Raw genomic sequence first — 23303 nt, forward strand, 5'->3', positions numbered from 1 at the left:
CGGGAATGCGACGACGAGCGTCGCGGTGACGAGGGCTACCAGCCTCGTGGCGACGCCGGGTAGCGCCGGCAGGGTGGACATGACGGTAATGACACCGGGCGGCGCCGGCACGACGGGCCGCTACACCTGTCGTGCGGAGGTCATCTTCGCACCGGCATCGGGGGTTGAGCCTGGTGTGGCGACAGACGGAAATATTCCGATCCGGATGATCCCTGAGGCCTCCGAAAAACGAAAGACGCGCTGACGCTGCCTTTCCGCAGCAAATCCGGAGTCTTTCATGTCCAGCCACCCGACTGTCCCGTGGTGCCGATGCGCTGTCGCTGCCGTCGCCCTGGCGCTGCCGCTCGTCGCTTCGGCCGCGACCGTCGCCTGTGCAGATTCGCCGCCGGTGAAGTTCGAACTGTCCATCGACAGCGGCGTGATGCGCGAGGGCAAGGAAAGCCGCATCGAAGTCCGCGCGCATGCGGACGGCTGCGTCGCCGTGCATCGGCCGTGGTTCCTGCGCGATGCGGGCGACTACGAACTTCGCCTCGGTGCGCAGGAATGGGCTGCACTGCAAACGGCAGTCGCGCCCGGCGACCTCGGCAGCCTCGACCGGAAGAGCCTCGCCGCGCAGACAAGCGGCCTGTGGAAAGAAACGTCGACGGGTGCGCTCGTGTTCGCCGATCCCGATGCCGACGTGTTCACGTTGCAATGGCACGACGGGGGCAAGTCGCATCAGCTGGTCGCGCGCAATCCGCTGCAGGCGGCGGCACGCCAGCCCAACGCCACCGAGGTAAACCGCGTCGCCGCGGCGATCGGCGCCTTGCGCGCCCTCGCCTCGCGCCCCGGCAAGCGCGTCGGTGCGGAGGGCAGGCCATGAAGCGTCTGCACCTCACAGCCTTCGTCGCGTTCGCCGTCACCGTGCTGCCGCAGTCGGGCGTTGCCGGCGGCTTCGTGACCGTGGATCAGGACGAGCCCGATCGCGTCGCGCACCAGAACTACTACGGAACCGGCGGCGAGCTGTCGGCGATCCGCGTCTGCATCGACAACTCGGTCAACCCCGCGCTCGCCACCGCCGCGGAACCGGCGGTGCGCAACGTTATCGCCACCTACAACCGCTTCCGCTCGCTGCCGAACAACACCTTCGCCGCCGGCGCCGATACCAGCGCGCCGCAGGACCAGGTCGACTTCGAAACCGTGCTGCTGCACGAATTCATGCACGCGAATGGCCTGGACCATCCCAACCAGGCCAACAACCCTGCGGGCGACGGCATGTACGGCTACTACGACTCGCGCAGCGGGCACGGCGCGAACGGCGTGCTCGACCACCTCGGCGACGTCGACGGCATTGCCGGCTCTGCCGACGACCTACGCGGCGACGACGTGAGCTTGCTGTGGTATCCGCGCGGGTCGAACGATCCCGCCGTACTGCCCGCGGTGGTGGACACCACCACGATGGCGCGCACGCTCGACTACCTTCCATCGGGGCAACACTTCGCCGCCAACGGCAACGCCGACGTCATGGCCGCGCTCGGCCATCCGAACAGCAAGGCGGTAGCGGTGCAGGGCTACGTGCAGGGTCGCGTCGGACGTCATCTGCACAACGACGATCTGGCGATGCTGCGGCTTGCGCGTGCCGGCATCGACGGCGTCGCCGGCACGGCCGACGACTATCGCAGCAAAGCCGTCTTCGCCGGTTACTACAACGACCCTCAGGGTGGCGAGTGCTCGATGGTGGTGCGCTTCGTCGACGAGGTGGTCTTCGCCAGCACCTTCGTCGGCCTCACGCCGCTGGCACCCAATCACTGGCGGCTGATCTATCCGACGCGCATGCGCTTCAACCCGGCCGTGAACTGGTACTTCACGCCGGGTGCGAACACGGTCATGCAGATCGATCCGGCCACGCCCGCCACCAGCGTCGGCGTAGCGCCCTACGCGGTGCAGGTGACGGTGGGCAAGGCCGGCTACAACCTCATGAGCGGCACACCGCGCGGCACCGTCGTCGTGCGCGACGGCGATCGCGACGGTCCGCAGACCGCGACGTGCTCCATCGAACTCGCACCGGCATCCGCCGGCACCGGCAGTTGCACGCTGACGCCGTTCACGGCGGGCCACAAGACGCTGACGGCCGACTACATCGGCTGGGGCGGCTGGGACGGCAACACGGCAACGGCCACACACGAATCGACCGGCGTGGTTGCGTTCTCGAATGTGACACACACACCTTCTCCCTCTGCCCGCGGCGTCGAGGTGACGTTCGACTGGACGCTGGCGCCATCGGACAACGCTCCCCCCGTGCAGGCCACCGGCAATGTCGTGGTGAAGGAATCCGTGGATTGCGCGTCCCCGCCCATCGATCCGGCGCATCAATGCACCGCGGTACTACCGGCGCACGCCTGCTCGATCGGCTTCAACAGCGCCGGTACGCACACGATGCAACTTTGCTATAGCGGCGACAGCGCCGTTGCCCCCGCGAACACCAGCGTGACGCATACCGTGCTCGCCGGCCGCGCAACGTCGACCAGCATCGTCTCGCAGATGCCGTCGCTGACCAAGCCGTTCGAGCCGTACTCGGTGCAGGTGCAGGTGCGCGAAACGCCGAGTCAGGGCGGATTTCCGCACGGCACGGTGACCGTGCGCGACGGCGCCGACAACGACCCGCTCACCACGCGCTGCACGGCCACACTGGCGGGCACGCCGAACGAAACCGCGTCGTGCCAGCTCGCGTCGAACCGCGCCGGCACGCACCCATTGATTGCATCCTTCTCCGATCAGGGACTGTGGGCGGGCAGCAGTTCGGCGCCGCTCGCGCACGAGGTGCGCAACTTCGCCATCGTCGCGAACAACCCGGCCAACATGCCGCTCGGGCAAACGGCGAGCGTGGTGGTGGCGCTGGAGGTGGCGCCCTTCGGCGGCACACCCGCGCCGACGGGAACCATCATCGTCAGCGACGGCACCGACACCTGCCAAATCGTGTTGCCAGCCAGCCATTGCCTATGGCGCGGCAGCGGCGTCGGACCGCGCCAACTCGTCGCCACCTGGAGCGGCGACGCAAACTATCCGGCCATGACCACCGCCGCGGTGACGCAGACGGTGTCGCCGACGGCGCCGTATCCGCGCTGGGTGTCGCAGTCACGCACCGGCTATCCGGAAAGCAACGCGGCATCGACCGGATCGAACCAGGGCCTCTCCGCGGACGGTCGCTTCCTGGTGTTCTCGTCGAACGCCACCGATCTCGTCAACGACGACATGAACGGCTTCGAGGACGTGTTCGTGCGCGACCAGCTCACCGGCGCGCTGCGCCGCGCCAGCGTCACCGCCGACGGCACGCCCGGCAACGGCCCGAGCCGCCTGCCGTCGATCAGCGCCGATGGCCGCTACGTGTCGTTCCAGTCCGAGGCGAGCAACTTCTTTCCCGGCGACACCGGCGACAAGGACGTCTTCGTCAAGGATCTCTACAGCGGCAACATCGTGCGCGCGACCACACTCGCCGACGGCAGCGCGCCGACCAGCCCCGAGTACGCCAACACGACGATCCGTTCGTCCCTTAGCGCAGACGGACGCTATGTGGCCTTCTCCACCTATCGCGCGCTGACAGCGGGCGACAGCAACGGCCGCTTCGACGTCTACGTCAAGGATCTCGCCACCGGCGCGCTGGATCTCGTGAGCAGCAACGGCGCCGACCAGCCGGGCGACAACAACAGCTCGTTTCCGGCGATCAGCGCGAACGGCCGCCACGTCGTCTACAACTCGACGGCCGGCAATCTCGTTCCGAATTTCACGCCGGGCTCGACGAGCAACCGCGTTTTCGTCAAGGATCGCCTCACGCGCGGCTCCTACCTGGCCAGCGCAACGGCCACCGGCACGCAGGCCAGCGGCTCCTGCAACGACTATCCGGCCATCAGCGCCGACGGCCGCTTCGTCGCGTTCGGGTGCTCCTCGACCAACCTGCCCTCCCTGGGCTGGACCGGCGACCGCGTTTTCGTCAAGGACACGATGACCGGCGCGATTGAACTCATCGCCACTGACAGCCGATTCAACAACTCCATGACGCCCGCGCTCAGCGCCGACGGACGCTACGCCGCGTTCCAGGCCGGCGTGTCGGCGGGTTACGTCGCCGTGTTCGTCAAGGACCGCCAGACCGGTGCGCTGGTGAACCAGCACATGAGGCCGAACGGCGTCGCCGCGACCGAGGACGGGGTCTCGTGGGAGCCGCGCATGTGGCCTTCCATCAGCGCCGACGGGCGTTACGTCGCCTACCAGTCGGTGTCGTCGACGATCGCGCCGCCCGATAACAATGGCGCCGCCGACATCGTCGTGCGCGATCGCACGCTCAACCTTACGCAGCGCGCGAGCGGCGCGTACTTCGGTCTGCGCAACGACGGCGACAGCGACAACGCCGCGATCTCGCGCGACGGCACCCTTGTCTTCTACGACTCCTGGAGCACGCGCCTGATCGACGGCGACGCCAACGCGACGCGCGACGTGTTTGTCTACCGCACCGACAGCGGCGCGAATACTCGCATCAGCACGGCCGCCGACGGCACGCCCGGCAACGACATCAGCTTCGCACCGGCGCTCGCCGAAAGCGCCGGCGACGTGTACTTCCTTTCCGCCGCGAACAATCTCGTCGCAGGCGACACGAACGGCAAGATCGACCTGTTCCGCAAGCATCTGGCCGACGGCGCCGTCGATCGCGTGAACCTGTTCTACGGCGTGCAGTCCACGGCCGACGCGCAGGCGCCCGTCGCGGTCAGCCGCAACGGCCGGATCATCGCGTTCGCTTCGCCCGACGGCGGCGCCGTCGGCGACCGCAACGGGTATACCGACATCCTCGTCTACCGGCGCGACAACAATGGCAACATCAGTACCGGCAACCTGCTGACGGTATCCGCCAACGGCAACAGCCTGCAGCCATCGATCTCCGACGACGGCCGCATCCTCGCGTTCGCCTCGGACGCCACCAACCTCGGCGCCAGCGGCAACGCGGGCGTGCGCAACGTGTTCGCGCGGAACATGCGCGAGTACTTCAATGTTCCGCAGCCGATGCAACTCGTCAGCGCCGACGCCAGCGGCGTGGCAGCCAACGGCAACAGCGACCGGCCATCGGTAAGCGCCGACGGGCGCTATGTCGCCTTCGTATCGTGGGCGACCAACCTCGTGCCGGGCGACGACAACGGCGTCGCCGACATCTTCGTCAAGGACGTGCAGACCGGCGCGATCGAGCGGGTCAATACCAGCGCATCCGGCGCGCAAGGCGCGGGCGGCGAGTGCGCCTCGCCGTCGTTCAGTGCCGGCGCGCGCTTCGTCAGTTTCATCTGCGCGCAGGGCAACCTCGTGACGGACGGCAACAACGCGCCCGCCTACTACGTGAAGGATCGGACCGACGGATCGATCGTGCGAATGTCGCAAACGGCGGCCGGCATCGCCGCCGATGCCGCCAGCAGCGCCGGTACGCATGCGCTCGGCGACAACGGAATGGCCGTATTCGTTTCCGATGCCGGCAATCTCGCGGCGCTCGATTCACCGCTCGTGTCCAACGTGTTCCTCAATCAGTATCCGGGGGCGTTCGCCGCAAGCACGCTCAGCATCGTGTCGACCTCGCCCGAGCAGCCGATAGTTGGACAGGGCTACACCGTCAACGTGAGCGTGACGGGCTCGGGCACGAATCCGCCCACGGGCTCCGTGCGCCTGTTCGACGGCACCGACGCCTACCCCACCTGTGTCGCCACGCTGACGCCGGGCACGCCCTCGACCGGAAGCTGCGACCTGGGCACCGGATCCAGCGGCAACGCGACGCTCACGGCGTACTACGGCGGCGACGACACGAACGGCACGGCCGCCTCTGCGCCCTTTCCGATCGGCGTGCAGGATCCCGTCGCGCCGGGCAAGCCGACCATCATTTCGGCCGTGCCCGGCAACGGCAGCGTCACGTTGCAGATCGGCTTCATCAACATCGGTTCGCCCTTCACCGGCTACACCGCGACCTGCGGCACGCGCAGCCAGACCGGCGCGAGCCTGCCGGTCACGGTCACCGGGCTGCAGAACGGCGTGGCGGTGAACTGCACCGTCGTCGTGCGCAACACCATCGGCGACGGCCCGCCCTCCGATCCGGTGGCGGCGACACCGCAGGCCGGCACGAGCACGAGCATCACTGCACACACGCCCGACCCGTCGCGCGTGAACACGCCGTACACGGTGAACGTGGCGGTTGCCGGCGAAGGCACGCCGAAGCCGGCTGGTCAGGTCACGCTCTCCGACGGCACGTCGTCGTGCGTGGCAGCGCTGACGCAGGGAACGCCATCGATTGGAAACTGCTCACTGGTTTCAACGGCGCGCGGCAACAAGACGCTCACCGCGAGCTACGCCGGCGACGCGGCGAACACCGGCTCCAGCGGTACGGCAGTGCACGCGGTCGGCGACATACCCGGCCCGCCCGTGCTGACACAGGCGACGCGGGGCAACGCACGCGCGACGCTGACGTTCAGCGCGCCGGCCGACGACGGCGGCAGCGCGGTGCTCGACTACACCGCGACCTGCGGCGCGCAGTCGGCTGTCGGTACAGCCTCGCCGCTTGCGGTGACCGGCCTGGTCAACGGCACGGAAGTGACCTGCACGGTGACGGCGCGCAACGGGTTCGGCGCGGGCGCTACATCCAATGCGCTGGCCGTGACGCCGGCGACCGTGCCGGGCGCACCGGCCATCACCGGCGTGCAGCCCGGCGACGGCAGCGCGACGGTATCGTTCACGCCGTCCGCGGACGATGGCGGCAGCCCGATCATCGAATACCGCGCGCTGTGCTCGAACAAGATCGGGACCGGCACCACATCGCCGCTGGTCGTGACCGGCCTGACCAACGGCACGACGGTCAACTGCAACCTCCTCGCCCGCAACGCGGTCGGCATCAGCACGCTCGCAGGACCGGTACCAGTGACGCCCGCGGCCTCCCCCGGCGCGCCGTTGCTGACCGCCGCACAGCCCGGTGATGCGCGTGTCACGCTCGTCTTCGATGCGCCGGCCAGCAACGGCGGCAGCGCGATCCTCGACTACACGGCCACATGCGGTACCCAGTCAGCCACCGGAGCGGCTTCGCCCCTGAGCGTGCCGGGACTGACCAATGACATCGAAGTGAGCTGCCACGTCACCGCCCGCAATGCCGCGTCCACGAGCGCGCCGTCGAATGCGCTCAGTGCAACGCCAGCGCCAGCGCGGGTCAGCAGCACGCTGGCCTTGACCGGCGGCAGCGAGCCGAGCACCTGGGGCCAGCCACTGTCCTTCACCGTCACCCTCGAGCCCGTCGCGCCTGCGAGCGCGACGCCGACCGGCTCGATCACCTTCAAGGATGGCGATGCGCCGATCGCCGGTTGCGCCGACCTCGCGCTGACGACAGTGGTGCCGATCGAGGCCACCTGCACCACCTCCGCATTGAGCGTCGGTGATCACGTCATCACCGCGCGATACAGCGGCGATGCGACCTATGCAGCAGGCCAGCAGCCCGCGTCGAACACGCTGAACCACACGGTCGGCCGCGCCGAAAGCACGGTGGACTTCGGCACGCTGAACTTCGTCTACGACGGCAACGCCAGGACGATCACCGCGCAGCTTCATGACGAGCCGGGCCCAAGCTGCACCGTCGTGCCGTCGAGCGTCGGACCGAACGCCGGCAGCACGCAGGTATCGGCCAGTTGCGACGGCACGAACTACACAGCCAGCAGCAGCGCCACGGCGGTCATCGCCAAGGCCGCCACAACGCTGGCGCTGTCGAGCAACTGCATGCGTACGTTCGTCGAGGGGCAGCCTTACACCCTGGTGGCCGCGCTGACAGGCGGAGTGAACGCGACCGGCGGCGTCGGCTTCGTCGATGGACAAACGACACTGTGCTCCAATGTTCCCTTGAGCAACGGCGCGGCCACCTGCATGACGACGCTCTCGGCCCACCAGCAACCGCTGGCGGCGCTAGGGCTCGGCGCCAGCTACGGCGGCGACGCCAACAATCAGTCCAGCCAGGCCGCTGCGTTCAACGTCACCGTGCTGGGACTTCTCGAGGCGATCTTCCGCAACGGCTTCAACCCGTCCGGCGATCCCGACGACTGCCCGATCGAGTGACGCGGGCGGCGCCCGGCGTCCCGGCGCGGAGCACTGGCTCCGCGCCGGGACAATGTCGAGTCGCTCGACCAAGGCGCTTTCGTAGGGACCTCCACCAGTCGCTCACTACGCTGCCGCTTCACTCGCGGAACACGCATCAAACAGGCAAGCGGCGGGATCGTCGTGCGAGCTCCGCAACTGTCGGTGACACGCCACACGCTGATCTGCAATCCTTCGACCCACCTCAAGCAGCAGCTACCTGCACCGGGTCGGGCACAGCCACGCAACGTGGAAATACGGCATCGGCTTCAGCGACTGCCACGACCGCTGCGTTCGTGGAATCTCTACGGGGCAACATCGGCCTCAACCTGCGACGCGGTTCGTTGCTCGACAATCGCAATAGCTGCCGGTCGCAGGCATGCGAGCGTGACCGGGCGTGATGCACTCGCGCGCTCAGTTCGCCGGCTTCACGCGCGCCGCGGTGTTGTAGCCCTCGACGCGCAGCCACCAGCTGCCGAACGATCCGGGCTCGATCGTCACAGCCGGACGATCCAGCGCGCGCGTTGCGAGCGAACTGCTGTCGGCAACGCGCCATCGCTGTCCGTTCTCGAGGGTCAGCGTCGTGCCGGGGCTCCAGCCCTTGAATGCACCGGCGATGCGGCTCGACACGCGTTCGTCATTCGATGCACTTTTGTTCTCAGAATGTCGCTCGCGCGCAGGTTCCGCGGCGACGACTGCAGCAGCAGACTTCGTGTCGGATGCCGGCGTCAATGCGCGCAGCTCGCCCGCATGCTCGATCATGAACTGCTCGAGGACCGCGATCTCCGCGGGCGAGGCGCGATCGAGTCCTGCCTCGCGGAATTTCGGCCCCATGAGCTGCTCGAGGCGGGACGTCGCGCCGTCGCCAACGGCGGAGCCGGCAAGCGCGAACATGCCCAGCACGACGCCAGCAGCGGAACGGATCAGAGCACGACGCATCGGTTCGTCCTTCGTAGGCCGCGTCGGCGCGGCGTGCGGATTCTCACGCGTCGCGGCGCGCGCGCCAAGCCCGGGCGTTGCCGGTTTCCTCGCCGCATCGCGTGACAGTGGGGGCGCAGCATGGACGGCAACGAAACGGCCAACGTCGGGCTGGACCCGCCAAAAACCGCCTTCAGGCGGTCAGCCTGTCGCCGGGCCAGATGATGCAATGCGGCGAGCGAGTCGTTTTGCCGCCCTGCCCCGCCGACGGGTACAACCACGCTACGTTGCCGGTGACACTGCAATCCTGCGCCGTGAAGCAGAACGAACAGTCGGACGCTGAAGCGGACTTCTGCGCCATGCGCAACGAGACCGCGATGGCGGTGCGGCCTTCAACGTGGAGCCGCAGAGATTCCCGGCGCGGTTCACCTGCGCCGCGGTCCCGGCGTGACAGGGCTGCCGGAGCCCGGCCGAGACTGAATGTCCGCGGCGGCGCGAACCTTGCGCTCGCGACGGCGCAGTACGCCCTTGCAGCGTTCCGAGCAGGTTTTGACGTCTGCCCAATCGCGCGCCCACTTCTTGCGCCACGCGAATGGCCTGCCGCAGGCAGCGCAGTCTTTTTCCGGCAGCGTGGACCTGGTGTAGCGCTTCTGCGTCACAGATTTGCGAGGAAGTTTGCCGCGCTTTCGGCGATGCGCTGTCGCTCATCCGGAGCAAAGTTGTCGTAAGTGCGCACCGTCTGCGCCATTCTCGGATTTCCGCCGATCTTCGTGCGGTTCCTGGCGACGAAATCCCAGTAGAGCGCGTTGAACGGGCAGGCCATCGGCCCGGTCCTCTGCTTCACGTCATAGCCGCACGACGAACAATAGTTCGACATGCGGTTGATGTAGGCGCCGCTCGCGGCATAGGGCTTGGAGGCCAGCAGACCGCCATCCGCGAACTGGCTCATCCCCACGGTGTTGGGCAGTTCCACCCATTCATAGGCGTCGGCATAGACGCTCAGATACCACTCGTGCAGCGCGTGCGGATCCACGCCTGCCAGCATCGCGAAGTTGCCGGTGATCATCAGGCGCTGGATGTGGTGGGCATAGGCCTGCTCTTTGGTCTGCGTGACCGCCGCATCGATGCAGGCCATGTCCGAGTCGGCGGTCCAGTAGAAGCCCGGCAGTTCGCGGGTATGCCCGAAGAAATTGCTCCGCTCATACCCGGGCATTTTCAGCCAGTAGATCCCGCGGACGTATTCTCTCCAGCCGATGATCTGGCGAATGAAGCCTTCGGCAGCGTTGAGCGGCACCTTCCCGGAGCGATAGGCGGCCTCCACCTGTCGACACACGCGCAAGGGATCCAGCAGTCCGCAGTTGAGGTATTGCGAGATCACGGCGTGATAGAGAAACGGCTCGTTCGTCAGCATCGCGTCCTGATAGTCGCCGAACTGCGGTAGCGCCCGATCGACGAAGGCGGCGAAAGCCGCCTCGGCATCGGCGCGGGTGACGGCGAACCAGAATGGCGCAAGATCCCCGAAGTGATGGGCGAACCGGGCTTGGACCAGCGACAGAACCTCAGCGGTGATGGCGTCGGGGGCAAAGACGCTCGGGCGGGGCATGAAGATGTCGACGGGCGCCGCCTTGCGGTTTTCGCTGTCGAAGTTCCACTTGCCGCCGACCGGCGCATCGCCATCCATGAGCAACCCGGTCTGGCGTCGCATCTCGCGATAGAAATACTCCATGCGCAATTGGGTTCGACCCTTCGCCCAGGCTCTGAACGCGGGCGTCGAACACACGAAGCGATCATCAGGAAACCTGTCGACCGGTATGGAAAACAGCGCCTGCCAGGCCGCGATCTCCTGAGACACACGCCACTCGGCTGCGTCGGTCACGAGAATCCGCTCCGGCCGGTGCGCGGCGATGGCGTGGGCGAGCTGCGCGGTGAAGCTCGCCTGGTTTTCCGGCGATCCAAGCTTCACGTAGTCGACTGACCACCCGAGCGCGCGCAACTCCTCGGCAAAATGGCGCATGGCGGAAAAGAGAAAGGCGATCTTCTTCTTGTGATGCGGCACATAGGTCGCTTCATCCTGAAGCTCAGCCATCAGAACACGGTCGCGCGCCGGGTCTGCGGCAGCAAGACTGGACAGCGTCGGCGTCAGTTGATCGCCGAGCACAACGATCAGATTGCGAACACGCCTCATCGGGACTCCAGCCTCAGTCGTGGAACAGCGTACGGTATCAGCGCCGACGTTCGCTGGCGGTCCGTGAGGCGATGCTTTCACCCGGTGAGTTTCTGACGGCCACCCGGCGCGGCATTTGCAGCTACCCAGCCCTGCGAGGCCGGTTGGTCCAGAACGCGTTGGCAAGCGATCACCCGCTGATTTCAGCGGAGCGATCCCGCGATTGTCTAGCCTCTAACATCGGAAGACGTCTACTTTCTGCCCTCGCAAGATTCGTCACGTCCAGGCCGGAAGCTAGCCGGACAAGGACCCGTCTCCGGGCGATTCGATTGTTCAATGAATCAACATCCCAGCCACGCGGCGTAACCGAACCGATCGAGGCTTGTCCCGCAGCACCCTCGGGACGGTGTTCGCGACAACGGATGCCTGCGATTCCTGCAGCAATCCGTCGCCTGAATTCCCTGCTTCAGCTGGAGCAACACGTCGATGATCCGCACGTCGTGCGCGTTGTCGGATGCGAACAGGGGGCTTGTATGCCCTACGGCCTATGTGAACTGGTGTTATAGGTCACTACACTACCAGCACAAGGGACGATTTCAGCACTCCGCGGAGCGCCCTTCCTCGAGGAGCGTGGCTGTGGCGAATTGCGAACTTCTAGTGGATTCAGTGAGTTATCGGTACCCCGGTGGGCACCTGGCGGTATCCGATCTCAGTCTGAAACTGGGGCCCGGAATCCTCGGCCTGCTCGGTCCCAATGGTGCCGGCAAGTCCACGCTGATGCGGATCCTGGCGACGTTGGCCCGTCCGACAGCAGGCAAGGTCACCTGGAACGGTGCCGATATCGCTGCCGACCCGAACTCACTGCGCACCGCGCTGGGCTACCTGCCGCAGGACTTTGGCGTCTACGCAGCGCTCAGCGCGCGCGAATTCCTCGCTTTCCTCGCCGCGGTCAAGGGACTGTCAGGAGCCTTGGCACGCGAGCGTGTCGATAGCTGCCTGAGCCTAGTCGGTCTCAACGATGCGGCAGATCGTCGCCTGGGCGAATTCTCCGGCGGCATGCGCCAGCGGGTCGGCATCGCGCAGGCGCTGCTGAACGACCCTGCTTTGCTCATCGTGGACGAGCCGACCGTCGGGCTGGACCCGGAAGAGCGCATGCGCTTCCGGCATTTGCTGACCGACCTGGCCGGCCAGCGTCTGGTCATTCTTTCCACCCACATCGTTTCAGACGTGGAAGCCAGCGCGACTGCGCTGGCGGTGATGTCGGGCGGGCGCTTGCGTTTCCACGGTGCGCCCGAGCAACTGCTCGCTCAGGCCAACGGTCACGTCTGGGAATGGACACTGGCGCCGGACCAGCTAGCGGACGCCCGCGCGAAATTCGTCGTATGCGCCTCTTTGCGCCGACCGGACGGCATCCGCGTACGCGTGGTCAGCGCCGGGTCCCCACACGCCGATGCACAAGCGGTCACGCCAGCGCTGGAAGACGCCTATACCTGGCTGCTCGGCACCGACGCAGAGCGCCACTGAAATGGCCGCATTCCAGCGTTTCCTCGCCATCGTGCTGGCCGATCTGCGCGAACGCACGCGCAGCGCGCGCTTCTGGGTAATCCTGGTCGGGATGATCCTGGCCATCAGCCAGTGCTTTCCGCCGGTGGATGCCCGATACCTGATCGTCGCGCTGAACGGCGGCGAACGCGGGTACTACTCGAGCGCGTGGGTCGGCATGGTCGTGGCAATGATGTTCAATACCTTGTTCAGCCTCGGCGGGTTTTATCTGGTGCGCGGCACGCTGGTGCGCGATATCGATACCCGTGTCTGGCAACTCCTCGTGGCCACGCCGATGACGCGCGGTGGCTACCTGCTGGCGAAATGGGCCAGCCACATGGTGGTCTTCGGCGTGGTCGTCGCGGCCGGGCTTGGCGTGGCGCTGGTCGCGCAATGGATCCGCGCGGAAGACCGTTCCATCGACGCGCTGGAACTCGTCAAGCCGGTGCTGTTGCTGAACCTGCCGGGGCTGGCCGTCACGGCGATGTTCGCCATCTGGTTCGATCTGCTGCCGTGGCTGCGGCGCACCGCGGGCAACGTGCTCTTCTTCTTCGTGTGGATCGCCATCACGTCGATATCGGTCGCGCAACTCGAAAACGCCAATAGCCGCTTCGTTCGCGACGGCTGGGTCAGCGACCCCAACGGCATGATCATGGTTGGTCGCGATTTCAACCGGGTGCGCGAGCAACAGACCGGCCAACCGCGGGATTTCGGCTATTCCGTCGGTCATGCGGGTGTCAGGAAAGGACCTGTGCTGTTCGAGTGGAAATCGTGGCCGGTGCGGCCGATGGATGTGTTCGGCCGTGGGCTGTGGTTGCTGTTCGCGCTGGCTGGCGTACTGGCGGCCGCGCCGTGGCTGGACTGGGCCGCTGCGCGCGGCGGCGGGTCGGCGAAGGTGAGATCCCTCGCCGGTTCGCGGCTGCGCTGGCTCGATCGGCTGCTCGATCTGTTCGCCCGCGGACGCGTCGGCATACTCGCGGTGGCGGAACTGAAATCGGCGTTGCGCAGGCGCCGAGTCTGGTGGTGGCTGGCGGTCCTGGTCGCGTTCGGCCTGCAGGCGTTTGCCCGTGGAATTGCGATGCAGGTCGGCATGCTGCTGGCGTGGATACTGCCGCTGGATATCCTCGCGCGCGGCATTCTCCAGGAGAAGGAACACGGCACCGGCGGGCTCGTGTTCGCCGCGCCCGACATCCTGCGGCGCCTGCTGGTCGCGCGCTTCGCGGCCGGCTTTGCGCTGCTGCTGGTCTTGACCTTGCCGGGTGCGGTGCGCCTGTTCGCGACCGCTCCGGTCGCGGCGCTGGCAGCGATCACGGTCAGTGCATCGATCGCCAGCTGGGGCCTGTGCCTGGGCGCACTCTGCCGCCACGCCCGGCCATTCGAGCTGGTGTTGATCACCGCGGCCTATGCCGCGCTGCAGGGCGTACCGCTGTTCGATCTGGAAACAACGCCGCACGACACTATGCTTTGGCATGCACTTGCGTTGCTGCCGGCATGGCTGATGCTGGCCTGGGCCTGGCCACGGTTGGCGCGCCAGTGATCGCCGATCAGAAAATCCCTTTACAGTGCGAACTTGCCCGCCAACCGACACTACCGTGCCCGCCACAACCCGCTGCCCTCGTCGACAGGCCCAGGAGTGAGCCTGCATGGTTCCCGATGCCGGCGCACAGCCGTTGACCAATACCTCGCAGGGCAGGCAAATGCGTGGCGTAACGCCGTGATCGTTCCGCACGGGGCACGTCGTCGCGGCACCCGCGCCGGGCCGTCGGCATGAGGGTCCACGATAGGCAGCCCACCCCACGCACCCGTTCCGTCACCGTCTTCGACCTGGCCGCGACGACCCTCGTTGGTCTGCTGTTCCTTATCGCCAGCGTGCGCTTCGGCGGTTCGGTGGCCGGCGACGAGCTCGATCCTTCGTGGACGATGGTGCTGCGCTGGGCGAGCATGCACGGCCTGCGCTGGGGCAGCGACATCGCGTTCACCTACGGTCCGCTCGGCTACCTCTCGCCGTACAACGCCTGCGACCCGGCTTTCTACGGTGCGTTCGTCGCGGCGCAGATCGCGCTCGCCGCTGCGGCCGCGTTTCTGTTCGCGAACGCGTAGTTCGCGCAGCGCTGGCCCGAACGCATCGTTCTGGCGACTGTGGTCGTTTTCGCCGCGCCGATGCTAACCGCCGATCCGGTGTGGCTGTCCATGCCGGTGATCGCGCTCGTCGGCATGTACATGCATGCCGACGCTGGCCGACGGCGAGCGCTATGGCTGCTGCTCTTCGTCGCGGCGCTGTACCTGTCGACCATCTTGCTGACCAAGATGAGTTCCTTGTTGGTCGTGCAGGACACTGCTGTAGGGCGCGGCCAGTAGCCCGCGCCACTGGTCTGGTGAACAGCGATTACTGCGCGGCCAGTCCGAGCGAGGCGAAATCCACCCGGAATTCCTTCAACGCTATGACGGGACCGGCCATTCGTGACCCGCGACAGGCGCGATCGACCCCCTGTCTGCCGGCAACCCTAGGCAAAATGGGTACGAGTTCGAAGAACTGGCCCTCATACAGGCCCAGGATCAGCGTCCATCGGTGGGAGGATCGGCCATGAGCGAACTTATCGTCGGCACGCGGCGCATGTCCGCACCGTTCTTGCTGCGTGCAGCAGCGCGCCTCGCGCTGTGCGGCGGCCTGCTGCTGGGCGCCGCGCTCGCGCGCGCCGAGTTCCTGTTCGTCGACGGCTTCGACGCCGGCCCCGCACCCGTCGTGCGCGTGCTGCGCGACGATCGCGTGGCGACGCTCGAGATGGACTACAACGCGGACAATCCGTGGGGCCAGTTCTGGAACATGAGCGGCTCGCCGAAGGACGATGCCGGTTTCCTCGTTAGCTGGTGGCCACAGACCGCGAGCGCGCTCGACGCCGCACGCGCCTTGTCCGGCAACGACAGCGGCGGCATGTGCCTCAACCCTGATCACGGGTCGGCGCCGCTGCTCGCTGCGGCGCCATCGGATCTGCCGCCGGGCTACAGGTGGTTGGTCACCGGAAATCGCCGCGTACAGCTCCAGCCGCTGGCGAACAACGCGGCGTACGTCGTGCGGGTGCAGCGCGTCAACGCACTCGGCGCGGTCACGAGCCTGCCGACGCAGATCAATTTCAACGGCGGCGATCCCGCGCGCGTCGACGCACTGCGCTCGAGCCTGACGTGGTTCGACGATTTCAACCTGCCGCTCGGCGCGGCCGACGAGAAACTCTGGAACAACGCGACGGTGACCTCGACCGACGCGCGCTTCAATCTGTTCTTCATCAATGACCAGTACCACGCGCATACCCTGAACGGCACGCGCGTGGACAATACCGGCGACAAATCGCAGACCTCGCAACGCTTTCGCAAGAAGATGCGCATCGAAACCAACACGCGGCGGCGCGTCGTATTCGATATGGACGGCCCGTTGAGTCCGCGCTCGGTGTGGTATCTGGACCTGAGCCCGGTGAGCTCTGACACCACCGCACACGCGAGCTTTTTCGACGAAGACGGCGCGACCGGACTGCCGGCCGGCATCCTGCGCATCCGCGCGCAGTTCCAGACATTGAGCGTGAGCCTGATCGACATGCAGGGCGCTTCGCACCAGGTGGCGACGGTCGACATGGAGAACACCGGGCGGCAAGTCGTCTCGAACGTGCGGCGCAGTTTCGACGTGCGCGTCGGCACCGATGGCGTGCAGATCCTCGTCGACGGCAAGAGCCTCATCAGCGCGAGTTTCGCGCCCGGCGCATTCTCGACCGGCGACTACGAACTGCTCTGGGTCGGCTTCGGCTACAACACGCCCAAGGACGCGGTTTCGTACTACCTCGTGCACTGGGACAACTTCGGCTTCGACGGGCCGGTGGTCGATTCGCGCGAAGTCCACAACTACGTGACACGCATCCAAGGCACGGACTACCAGAAGTCGCAGCGCTGGAGCAACACGTTCCCGACCTTCCTGATCAACATTCCCGACGATCTGCGCCCGACCGCGGCCGGTGCGACGGCCGAAGCGTGGCTGGTATACACGTATCAAATGGGCGACTATTCCGGCTTGAACGTATTGCCGGGCGACTACGTCAGGGTCAACGGCGCGGGCCAGTTTCCGCTACCGCAGCCAGTGAACAACAGCGTGCCGTACGCTGCTTCGCTGGTGCAGTGGGGCATGCCGCACACCGCGCGCATCAGACTCGGCAATCTGGTCCAGGGTGGCGGTTCGCCGCTGCTGGTCGGCAACAACACCTTCCAGTTCTTCGTCGACAACGCGGGTCTGTTGAACGCGCACGTCGAGGTGCTCTACCCGCCCGGCAGCGCACCGGCCTACACGCCGCCGTCGGCGCTGCATCATTTCCCGCTGCACGCGGAACTGCCGCGGCTCGGTCCGCCGGCGCGACTGCAGCGCATCGGCGACACCGATGTCGGCGAGGCGCAGCATCTGACCGCCAATCCACCAACGCGCATCAATGTCGGCGGCATGGTTCCGCTCAATGTCGAAGTCGGCAATGCGAGCTGGGCCGGATGGGCGCCGCAGCTGATGCACATGCCGGTGGTCAGCGGCGAAGTGTGGAGTGCCGGTGGCACCGCAGGCATCGCGACGGTCGAGGTGTTCATTCGTGCCAGCGGCGGTGCTGCGCCCGGCACGCGCATCGCGCTGCTCGAGACCGCGCGTCACGTGCCGGCACCGCAGGGGCGCTACGGCCTGCAGTTCAATTCGGCCGCCTTCCCGAATGGCGACTACGATCTGTTCGTGCAGGCGACGACGCCGTCGGGCTTGAAGAGCGTGCCGAGCTACGGCGACGAGGTCCACGAGTTCGACGCGGCGGCGCTGTCGGGCGCGTACTACCCGATCCCCATTCGTATCCAGAATTGATGCCATGCGCATCGTCGCAATGTGGTTCGTACTGTTGTTGCTCGCCCTCGCGGCACCAGCCGTTGCCCTCGCCGGCGGCTGCGGCCTCGCCACGCCGGCGTTCTGCGAAACGTTTGAAGGCGGGCCTGCATCGCTCGACGATCGCGGACGCGGCAACGAGTTGAGTCGCACGCGCTTCAGTGCGACGCGCTATGCACCGTCGCTGTCGACCGGCGACGGCGTCACGTTTTGGGTCTGGGAAGCAGAGTTCGGCATGATTCCGGACGAACCGCCACCCTGTCGCGGCGGCGTCGTCGGTTTTCTGCCGGCGGCGCGCGACACGCTGGTCTGCGAGCCATCGACGCACATCAACAGCCGCTACCTGTTGACCGCGGTCGGCTCGCAGAACTACGGCAGCAATGTGTACCGCATCCGCCAGCCCTTCGATTTCGCCGGTCGCAGCGGGCGCATCGTGTTCGATACCGATCTGACGACGAACTTCCTGCTCGGCTACATGAGCATCGTGATCAGCGAGGATCCGTCGCCGACACCGACCTGGGACCTGAACGGCCGCGGTCCGAATCCGCGTAACGGCCTGATGCTCGTGTTCGTCAGCAACAACGTCGAGGTCTACGACGTGCGCGACTACGCGCTGACCACGTTCGCAGGCACAGCGACGACTATCCCGGTACAGAAAGGCCGAATGTGCCGGGTCGAACTGCGCCTGTCGACAACGCAGCTCGAAGTTCTGACCTCGCCGCCGTCGGACGACGGCGTGAACTTCGCGCCGCTGGTCAGCCGCCGCGTCGTGAATTTCGCCCAGCCGCTGCCGTACTCACGCAGCTACGTGCATCTGATCGGGCACAACCACGCGACCTGGAAATACGGCATCGCGTTCGGCGGTCTGCCACGACCGCTGCGTTCGTGGAATCTGTACTGGGACAATGTCGGTTTCGATGGACCGCCAATCCGGGGGACCCGCGAGTACGAGATTCCCGATGCCGGAATACCGTCGACCCGCACCACCACCGACGAGTATCCGCCGGGCACGCCGCATACGACGGTGCACAACGGGCACAGTCTCGGCTACGTGATTCCGAACAGCGCCTCGACGCTGAGCACACCGCTGACCTTCAGCAGCGTCTCGCTCGCGCACGCGACCCGCGCGCGACTCGTGTTCAACGGCTACTACCAGGGCTACGGCACCGACGGTATCCGGCTGGGCACCGGACGTCTGCGCTACCAGATCAACGACGCTCCGATACACGTGCGCGCGTTCACGCCGGGCGAAGTCGCGATGCTCGACACGCCCGGCCAGACCGGCGGCTACAACCACGCAATCGAAATCCCCCTCGCCGAACTCGTCAACGGCGACAACACGGTGCGCTTTTCGACGCTGAACATCGAATCTGGCTATCCGAACGCTGTGCTGAATCTCGATCTCGTCATCGACGTCGAGCCGGATTTCCTGTTTGCGGACGGGTTTCAGGAGTAGTACGCACCTCGCCGTCCGCGAACGCCTGGTCGGACGATTCAAGCCTGGCGTCACGACGCCGGAATCTGCTGCAAATCCGAGAGGCACTCCAGCAGGTCCACGGCGGCCTCTCGGACCGTGCAGAGCGTCGCGTTCCTCCGCGGCTTGTGGATTCCAGGCATCCGAGTCGTTGGACCGGCGCTGGCAGACGGCAAGCCCTGCCATTGGCGCCTGCTCGCCGTAGGGCCGCGCACACGTGCTTGAGCGGATCAAGCGCAACAGTGGCAATCGTGATTGATCGTGATAGTGTCGCCGCGAGCGAGGGGCGGAGGTGGGGCATGCCGTATCGGTTCAAGACCGAAAAAGAGGTCGTCGCGGCCTACCGGCGATTGAGTGCCGCCGAGGGTGGCGAGCCCCTGGGGGCTACCGATCAGCAGCGGCTCATGCAGCTGGCGAGCCTGATCCAGCCGGACGGCCGGATCAATACTCTCGATGCCTTGCAAGCCCTCTACGGGAAAACCGATACCGCGGCCGAGGCGAACTTCCGCAAGCTCGCTTCGCGACTGAACTCCCCGCAGGACGAGCCGCCCGTTCTGCTGCTTCATCTGGGTGGCAAGGAACCACTCCCGCAACGCCATTGCTGGCTGGAAGGCGACGCCCCGAACCCCGACGACGGCCGTCAGTTGCTCGCAGAGCAGACGCGCCGGGAAACCGGGCGGGTGGCGCAGCAAACGGCGGCGCAGGATGCGATGCCCCTGGAGGCGGAGCCGAAGCCAGATACTCCAGTGCCCGTGCGGATCTTTGTCAGCTACGCCCATGCGGACAATCAAGGCGCCGAAAAGGAATGCCTCGTCGATAGGCTGATGAAGGATTTGATGCCGGTTCTACGCGGGTTTGGTAACCAGCACGGCTATGAGGTACGCCATTGGCAGGACCATCGAATCATTTGTGACGGTGCGGGTTGGGATGCGCAAATCCAGCAGGCCATCCAGGAATCCGATCTTGGTCTGCTATTTGTCTCCCATCACTTTCTCGACCGGAACTACATCGTTCAGAACGAATTGCCATATTTCTTGCCCGACCGTGCCGACGCGACCGGCGTCGATGATCGCTGGATGGTGGGTGTACAGCTCAAGAGTCTTCGTTGGGGAGCCGTTGGAAAGCTGAAAGAACGTCAGCTGTTCTCGTACAAGGTCCGCAATCGAACACAGTCGTATCAAGACTGTCGATCGAAGGAAAATTTTGCCGCGGAACTGGCGGAAGCGATTCACAAAAGCATCCTCCGCCGCCTGCCTGTGATGCGGGAAAGACTCGAACCAATTGGCAAACAAAAAAAGCTGGTAGAGACAAACGAGTCTGATATTCAATCCAAGCGCCGCACCCCGCTGACGCATCTGGCGGGCTACGACGATCGTCTGCAGGACCCCAAAGCCGATGCCGACGCCGCGCCGACGCCGATCCAGACCCAGGACGACAGCGCCGCGCCGGACCGGACCAACGCCAAGCCGGTCGCGCAGTTGCTGGACGACTGGCTCGACGAGGCGGACGGCGCACCGTATTTCGCGCTGCTCGGTGAAACCGGCACCGGCAAGACCACGCAGTGCCAGCTATTGGCAATCCGCCGCAACAGCGCGTGGAAGGCTGACCCCGCCAAGCCGCAGTGTATCTATCTCGATCTGCGCCGCGTCGGTAGCGACATCCACGCCTACCGCAGCGATATGCGGGCGCTGTTGAATCATCTGCTGCGCCAGGGCTGGACCGGCGACGGCGAGCCGCCGGTGGCGGACGATGTATTGCGTGTAGTGCGCGACGAAGGCGCGCTGGTGATCTGGGATGGGCTTGACGAAGTGGGCGTGCATCTGACCAATGCCGATCAGTTGAACCGGCTGATGACCACGCTGTGGAGCGTGCTGCCGCTGCCGGAAAAGCACAGCGACGGACGCTACCGCATTCCGGGCGCGCATCCGGGGCGGATATTGATCAGCTGCCGCAGCCAGTTTTTCCGCGACGCTCGTTTGCAGAACCAGGTTTTGCTGGGCCTCGGCCGCGAAGGGCTGGGCGAGCAGTGCTTCGCCGGCGCAACCTTGCTGCCGCTGACGGAGGAGCAGGTCCGCCACTATTTCGAAGTCTCGCTACCGGACCAGGATATCGAGGCACTCATGGCCATGATTGCCTCGGTGCATAACCTGACCGAGCTCAGCCAGCGTGCGATGACCTTGAATCTGATCCGCGAGCAGATTCCGCGGCTGCAACAGGCGCAGCTGCGCGGCGAGCGCATCAGCGGCGTGACCTTGTATCGCAATTTTGCGGAAAGCTGGCTGTCGCGCGATATCGGAAAGCACAACCTGGAACCGCGTCACAAGCTCGCGCTGATGCAGGCTCTCGCGGCTCAGCTGTGGAAACGCAGCGCCAGAAGCTGGAGCGTGGATGAGCTGGACGACTGGTTTGCCGAGGCTCTGGAACAGGACTCCGCGCTGTCCCGCCATTACCGGAATAAAGATCTGGAGCCGCTGAAAGCGGACTTGCGCACGGCCACTTTCGTGCAGCGCGAAGGTGAACGCCGCTACCGCTTTGCCCATACGTCCTTGCTGGAATATTTCCTGGCCGGCTATCTGCTGACGGCTTTGCAACACGATCAGTCCGAGTGCTGGGCGATGGGCACGCCGAGCGCGGAGACCTGGGATTTCTTCGCGCAGCATCTGCAACTGCTGGAAACCGCGGAACTGCATGGGCTGATGGCGCGGCTGACGGCATGGGGCCAGGGCGATGTGCGTGCCGTCAACGAAAATCTCTGGAGCTACGCGATTCGCGCACTGTCCCGCAATTGGCCGGTGCCGAGCCTGCGTGGTCTGAACCTGCCGAATCTTCGTGCGGACGGTATCCGCCTGCACGCCCGCGCGGGACACCCCTTGGATTTGCGCGATGCCGTCATGCGGGGCTTGAGCATGCATGGCGCCTGGCTGCGGCACATCGACTGGCGCGGTGCGGATTTGTCCGATGCCAATCTCACACAGGCGAATCTGGAATATTGCGATCTGAGCGGTGCGAACATGACCGCAGGTCTTTTGCAGCGGTCCCGCTGGTATGAATCGGCGGCGAGCGATATGCAGCTGAATCGCGCGGATACCACGTCCAGCCTATGGGTATCTGACGCAGGCCCAGCGCCATTACCCATCACGCCAGTCAACGGCGATTTGCATGCAGGGAAATCGGCGGTCGGCCGAGTGAATGGGCATAGAAACTGGGTCCTGGCCTGCGCGCTGTCGGCGGACGGCAGCCGGCTGTATTCGGCGTCGGAGGATCTAACGCTGAAAGCCTGGGACGCAGCAAGCGGGCGCTGTCTGGCGACGTTCGCGGAGCATGAACGTGGGGGCTCGGCCTGCGCGCTGTCGGCGGACGGCAACCGGTTGTATTCGGCGTCGCAGGATCGGACGCTGAAAGCCTGGGACGTGGCGAGCGGGCGCTGCCTGGCGACGTTCACAGGTCATAAAAGCGGGGTCACGGCCTGCGCGCTGTCGGCGGACGGCAGCCGGCTGTATTCGGCATCGCAGGATCGGACGCTGAGAGCCTGGGACGTGGCGAGCGGGCGCTGCCTGGCGACGTTCACAGGGCATGACAGCGCGGTCACGGCCTGCGCGCTGTCTGCGGACGGCAGCCGGCTTTACTCGGCGTCCAACGACTGGACACTGAAAGCCTGGGACGTGGCAACCGATCGCTGCCTGGCGACGTTCACGGGGCACGAAAGCAAGGTCCTGGCCTGCGCACTATTGGCGGACGGTAGCCAGCTGTATTCGGCGTCGCAAGATCGGACGCTAAAAGCCTGGGACGTGGCGAGCGGAAACTGCCTGGCGACGTTCGTGGGGCATGAAAGCATGGTCCTGGCCTGCGCACTGTCGGCGGACGGCAGCCGGCTGTATTCGGCATCGGACGATGGGACGCTGAAAGCCTGGGATGCGGCGAGCGGTCGCTGCCTGGTGACGTTAACGGGGCATCAAGACTGGGTCAGGGCCTGTGCGCTGTCCGCGGACGGCAGCCGGCTGTATTCGGCGTCGGACGATGGGACGCTGAAAGCCTGGGACGTGGCAAGCGGGCGTTGCCTGGCGACGTTCAAGGGGCATGAAAGCATGGTCCTGGCCTGCGCACTGTCGGCGGACGGCAGCCGGCTGTATTCGGCATCGGACGATGGGACGCTAAGAGCCTGGGACGTGGCAAGCGGGCGTTGCCTGGCGACGTTCAAGGGGCATGAAAGC

Annotated in this window: 12 protein-coding genes; 9 read left to right on the forward strand and 3 right to left on the reverse strand. The window is 66.0% G+C overall.

All coding sequences use genetic code 11. The annotated features are described in order from the left end of the window. Positions 1-277 precede the first annotated feature (277 nt). Both RUU78_RS12900 and RUU78_RS12905 read left to right on the forward strand, forming a co-directional pair. Positions 278-862, forward strand: a complete 585-nt coding sequence (locus RUU78_RS12900) for a hypothetical protein (RefSeq protein WP_313917205.1) — start codon at positions 278-280, stop codon at positions 860-862. Further along, entirely contained in the window at positions 859-8088 is a 7230-nt protein-coding gene (locus tag RUU78_RS12905) for an Ig-like domain repeat protein (protein WP_313917207.1), read from the forward strand. The genes RUU78_RS12900 and RUU78_RS12905 overlap by 4 nt, the downstream gene beginning before the upstream one ends. A 432-nt stretch (positions 8089-8520) precedes the next feature. Here RUU78_RS12905 and RUU78_RS12910 read toward each other — a convergent pair whose 3' ends face one another. From RUU78_RS12910 to RUU78_RS12920, 3 genes are all read right to left on the reverse strand, one after another. Continuing rightward, positions 8521-9045 carry a hypothetical protein gene (locus RUU78_RS12910; RefSeq protein WP_313917209.1) on the reverse strand — a complete coding sequence of 175 codons (525 nt, stop codon included), beginning with the start codon at positions 9043-9045 and terminating at the stop codon, positions 8521-8523. 404 nt (positions 9046-9449) lie between these two features. Next, on the reverse strand, positions 9450-9653 hold the full coding sequence (locus RUU78_RS25675; protein ID WP_343232315.1) for a DUF2256 domain-containing protein: 204 nt from the start codon (positions 9651-9653) through the stop codon (positions 9450-9452). 26 nt (positions 9654-9679) lie between these two features. Next, positions 9680-11209, reverse strand: a complete 1530-nt coding sequence (locus RUU78_RS12920; protein WP_313917211.1) for a cryptochrome/photolyase family protein — start codon at positions 11207-11209, stop codon at positions 9680-9682. 645 nt (positions 11210-11854) lie between these two features. Between RUU78_RS12920 and RUU78_RS12925 the strand changes: the two genes are divergently transcribed. The 7 genes from RUU78_RS12925 to RUU78_RS12955 all read left to right on the forward strand — a co-directional run. Beyond that, on the forward strand, positions 11855-12712 hold the full coding sequence (locus tag RUU78_RS12925; RefSeq protein WP_313917213.1) for an ATP-binding cassette domain-containing protein: 858 nt from the start codon (positions 11855-11857) through the stop codon (positions 12710-12712). A gap of 1 nt (position 12713) precedes the next feature. Then, positions 12714-14267, forward strand: a complete 1554-nt coding sequence (locus RUU78_RS12930) for a hypothetical protein (RefSeq protein ID WP_313917215.1) — start codon at positions 12714-12716, stop codon at positions 14265-14267. A gap of 230 nt (positions 14268-14497) precedes the next feature. Further along, the gene (locus tag RUU78_RS12935) at positions 14498-14830 is read left to right on the forward strand and encodes a hypothetical protein (protein WP_313917217.1); all 333 of its coding nucleotides are present in this window, start codon (positions 14498-14500) and stop codon (positions 14828-14830) included. A 60-nt stretch (positions 14831-14890) separates the two neighbouring features. Continuing rightward, a complete protein-coding gene (locus RUU78_RS12940) occupies positions 14891-15088 on the forward strand; it encodes a hypothetical protein (protein ID WP_313917219.1) in 198 nt (65 codons plus the stop codon). A 226-nt stretch (positions 15089-15314) separates the two neighbouring features. Beyond that, positions 15315-17600 carry a hypothetical protein gene (locus tag RUU78_RS12945; RefSeq protein ID WP_313917221.1) on the forward strand — a complete coding sequence of 762 codons (2286 nt, stop codon included), beginning with the start codon at positions 15315-15317 and terminating at the stop codon, positions 17598-17600. Positions 17601-17604: 4 nt separating this feature from the next. Beyond that, positions 17605-19074 (forward strand): hypothetical protein, encoded by a 1470-nt coding sequence (locus RUU78_RS12950; RefSeq protein WP_313917223.1) that lies wholly within the window; start codon positions 17605-17607, stop codon positions 19072-19074. A gap of 317 nt (positions 19075-19391) precedes the next feature. Further along, the coding region (locus RUU78_RS12955) for a PQQ-binding-like beta-propeller repeat protein (RefSeq protein WP_313917224.1) at positions 19392-23303 on the forward strand (3912 nt) is incomplete at its 3' end.

This window comes from Tahibacter sp., assembly GCF_032229445.1.
Taxonomy (GTDB): domain Bacteria; phylum Pseudomonadota; class Gammaproteobacteria; order Xanthomonadales; family Rhodanobacteraceae; genus Tahibacter.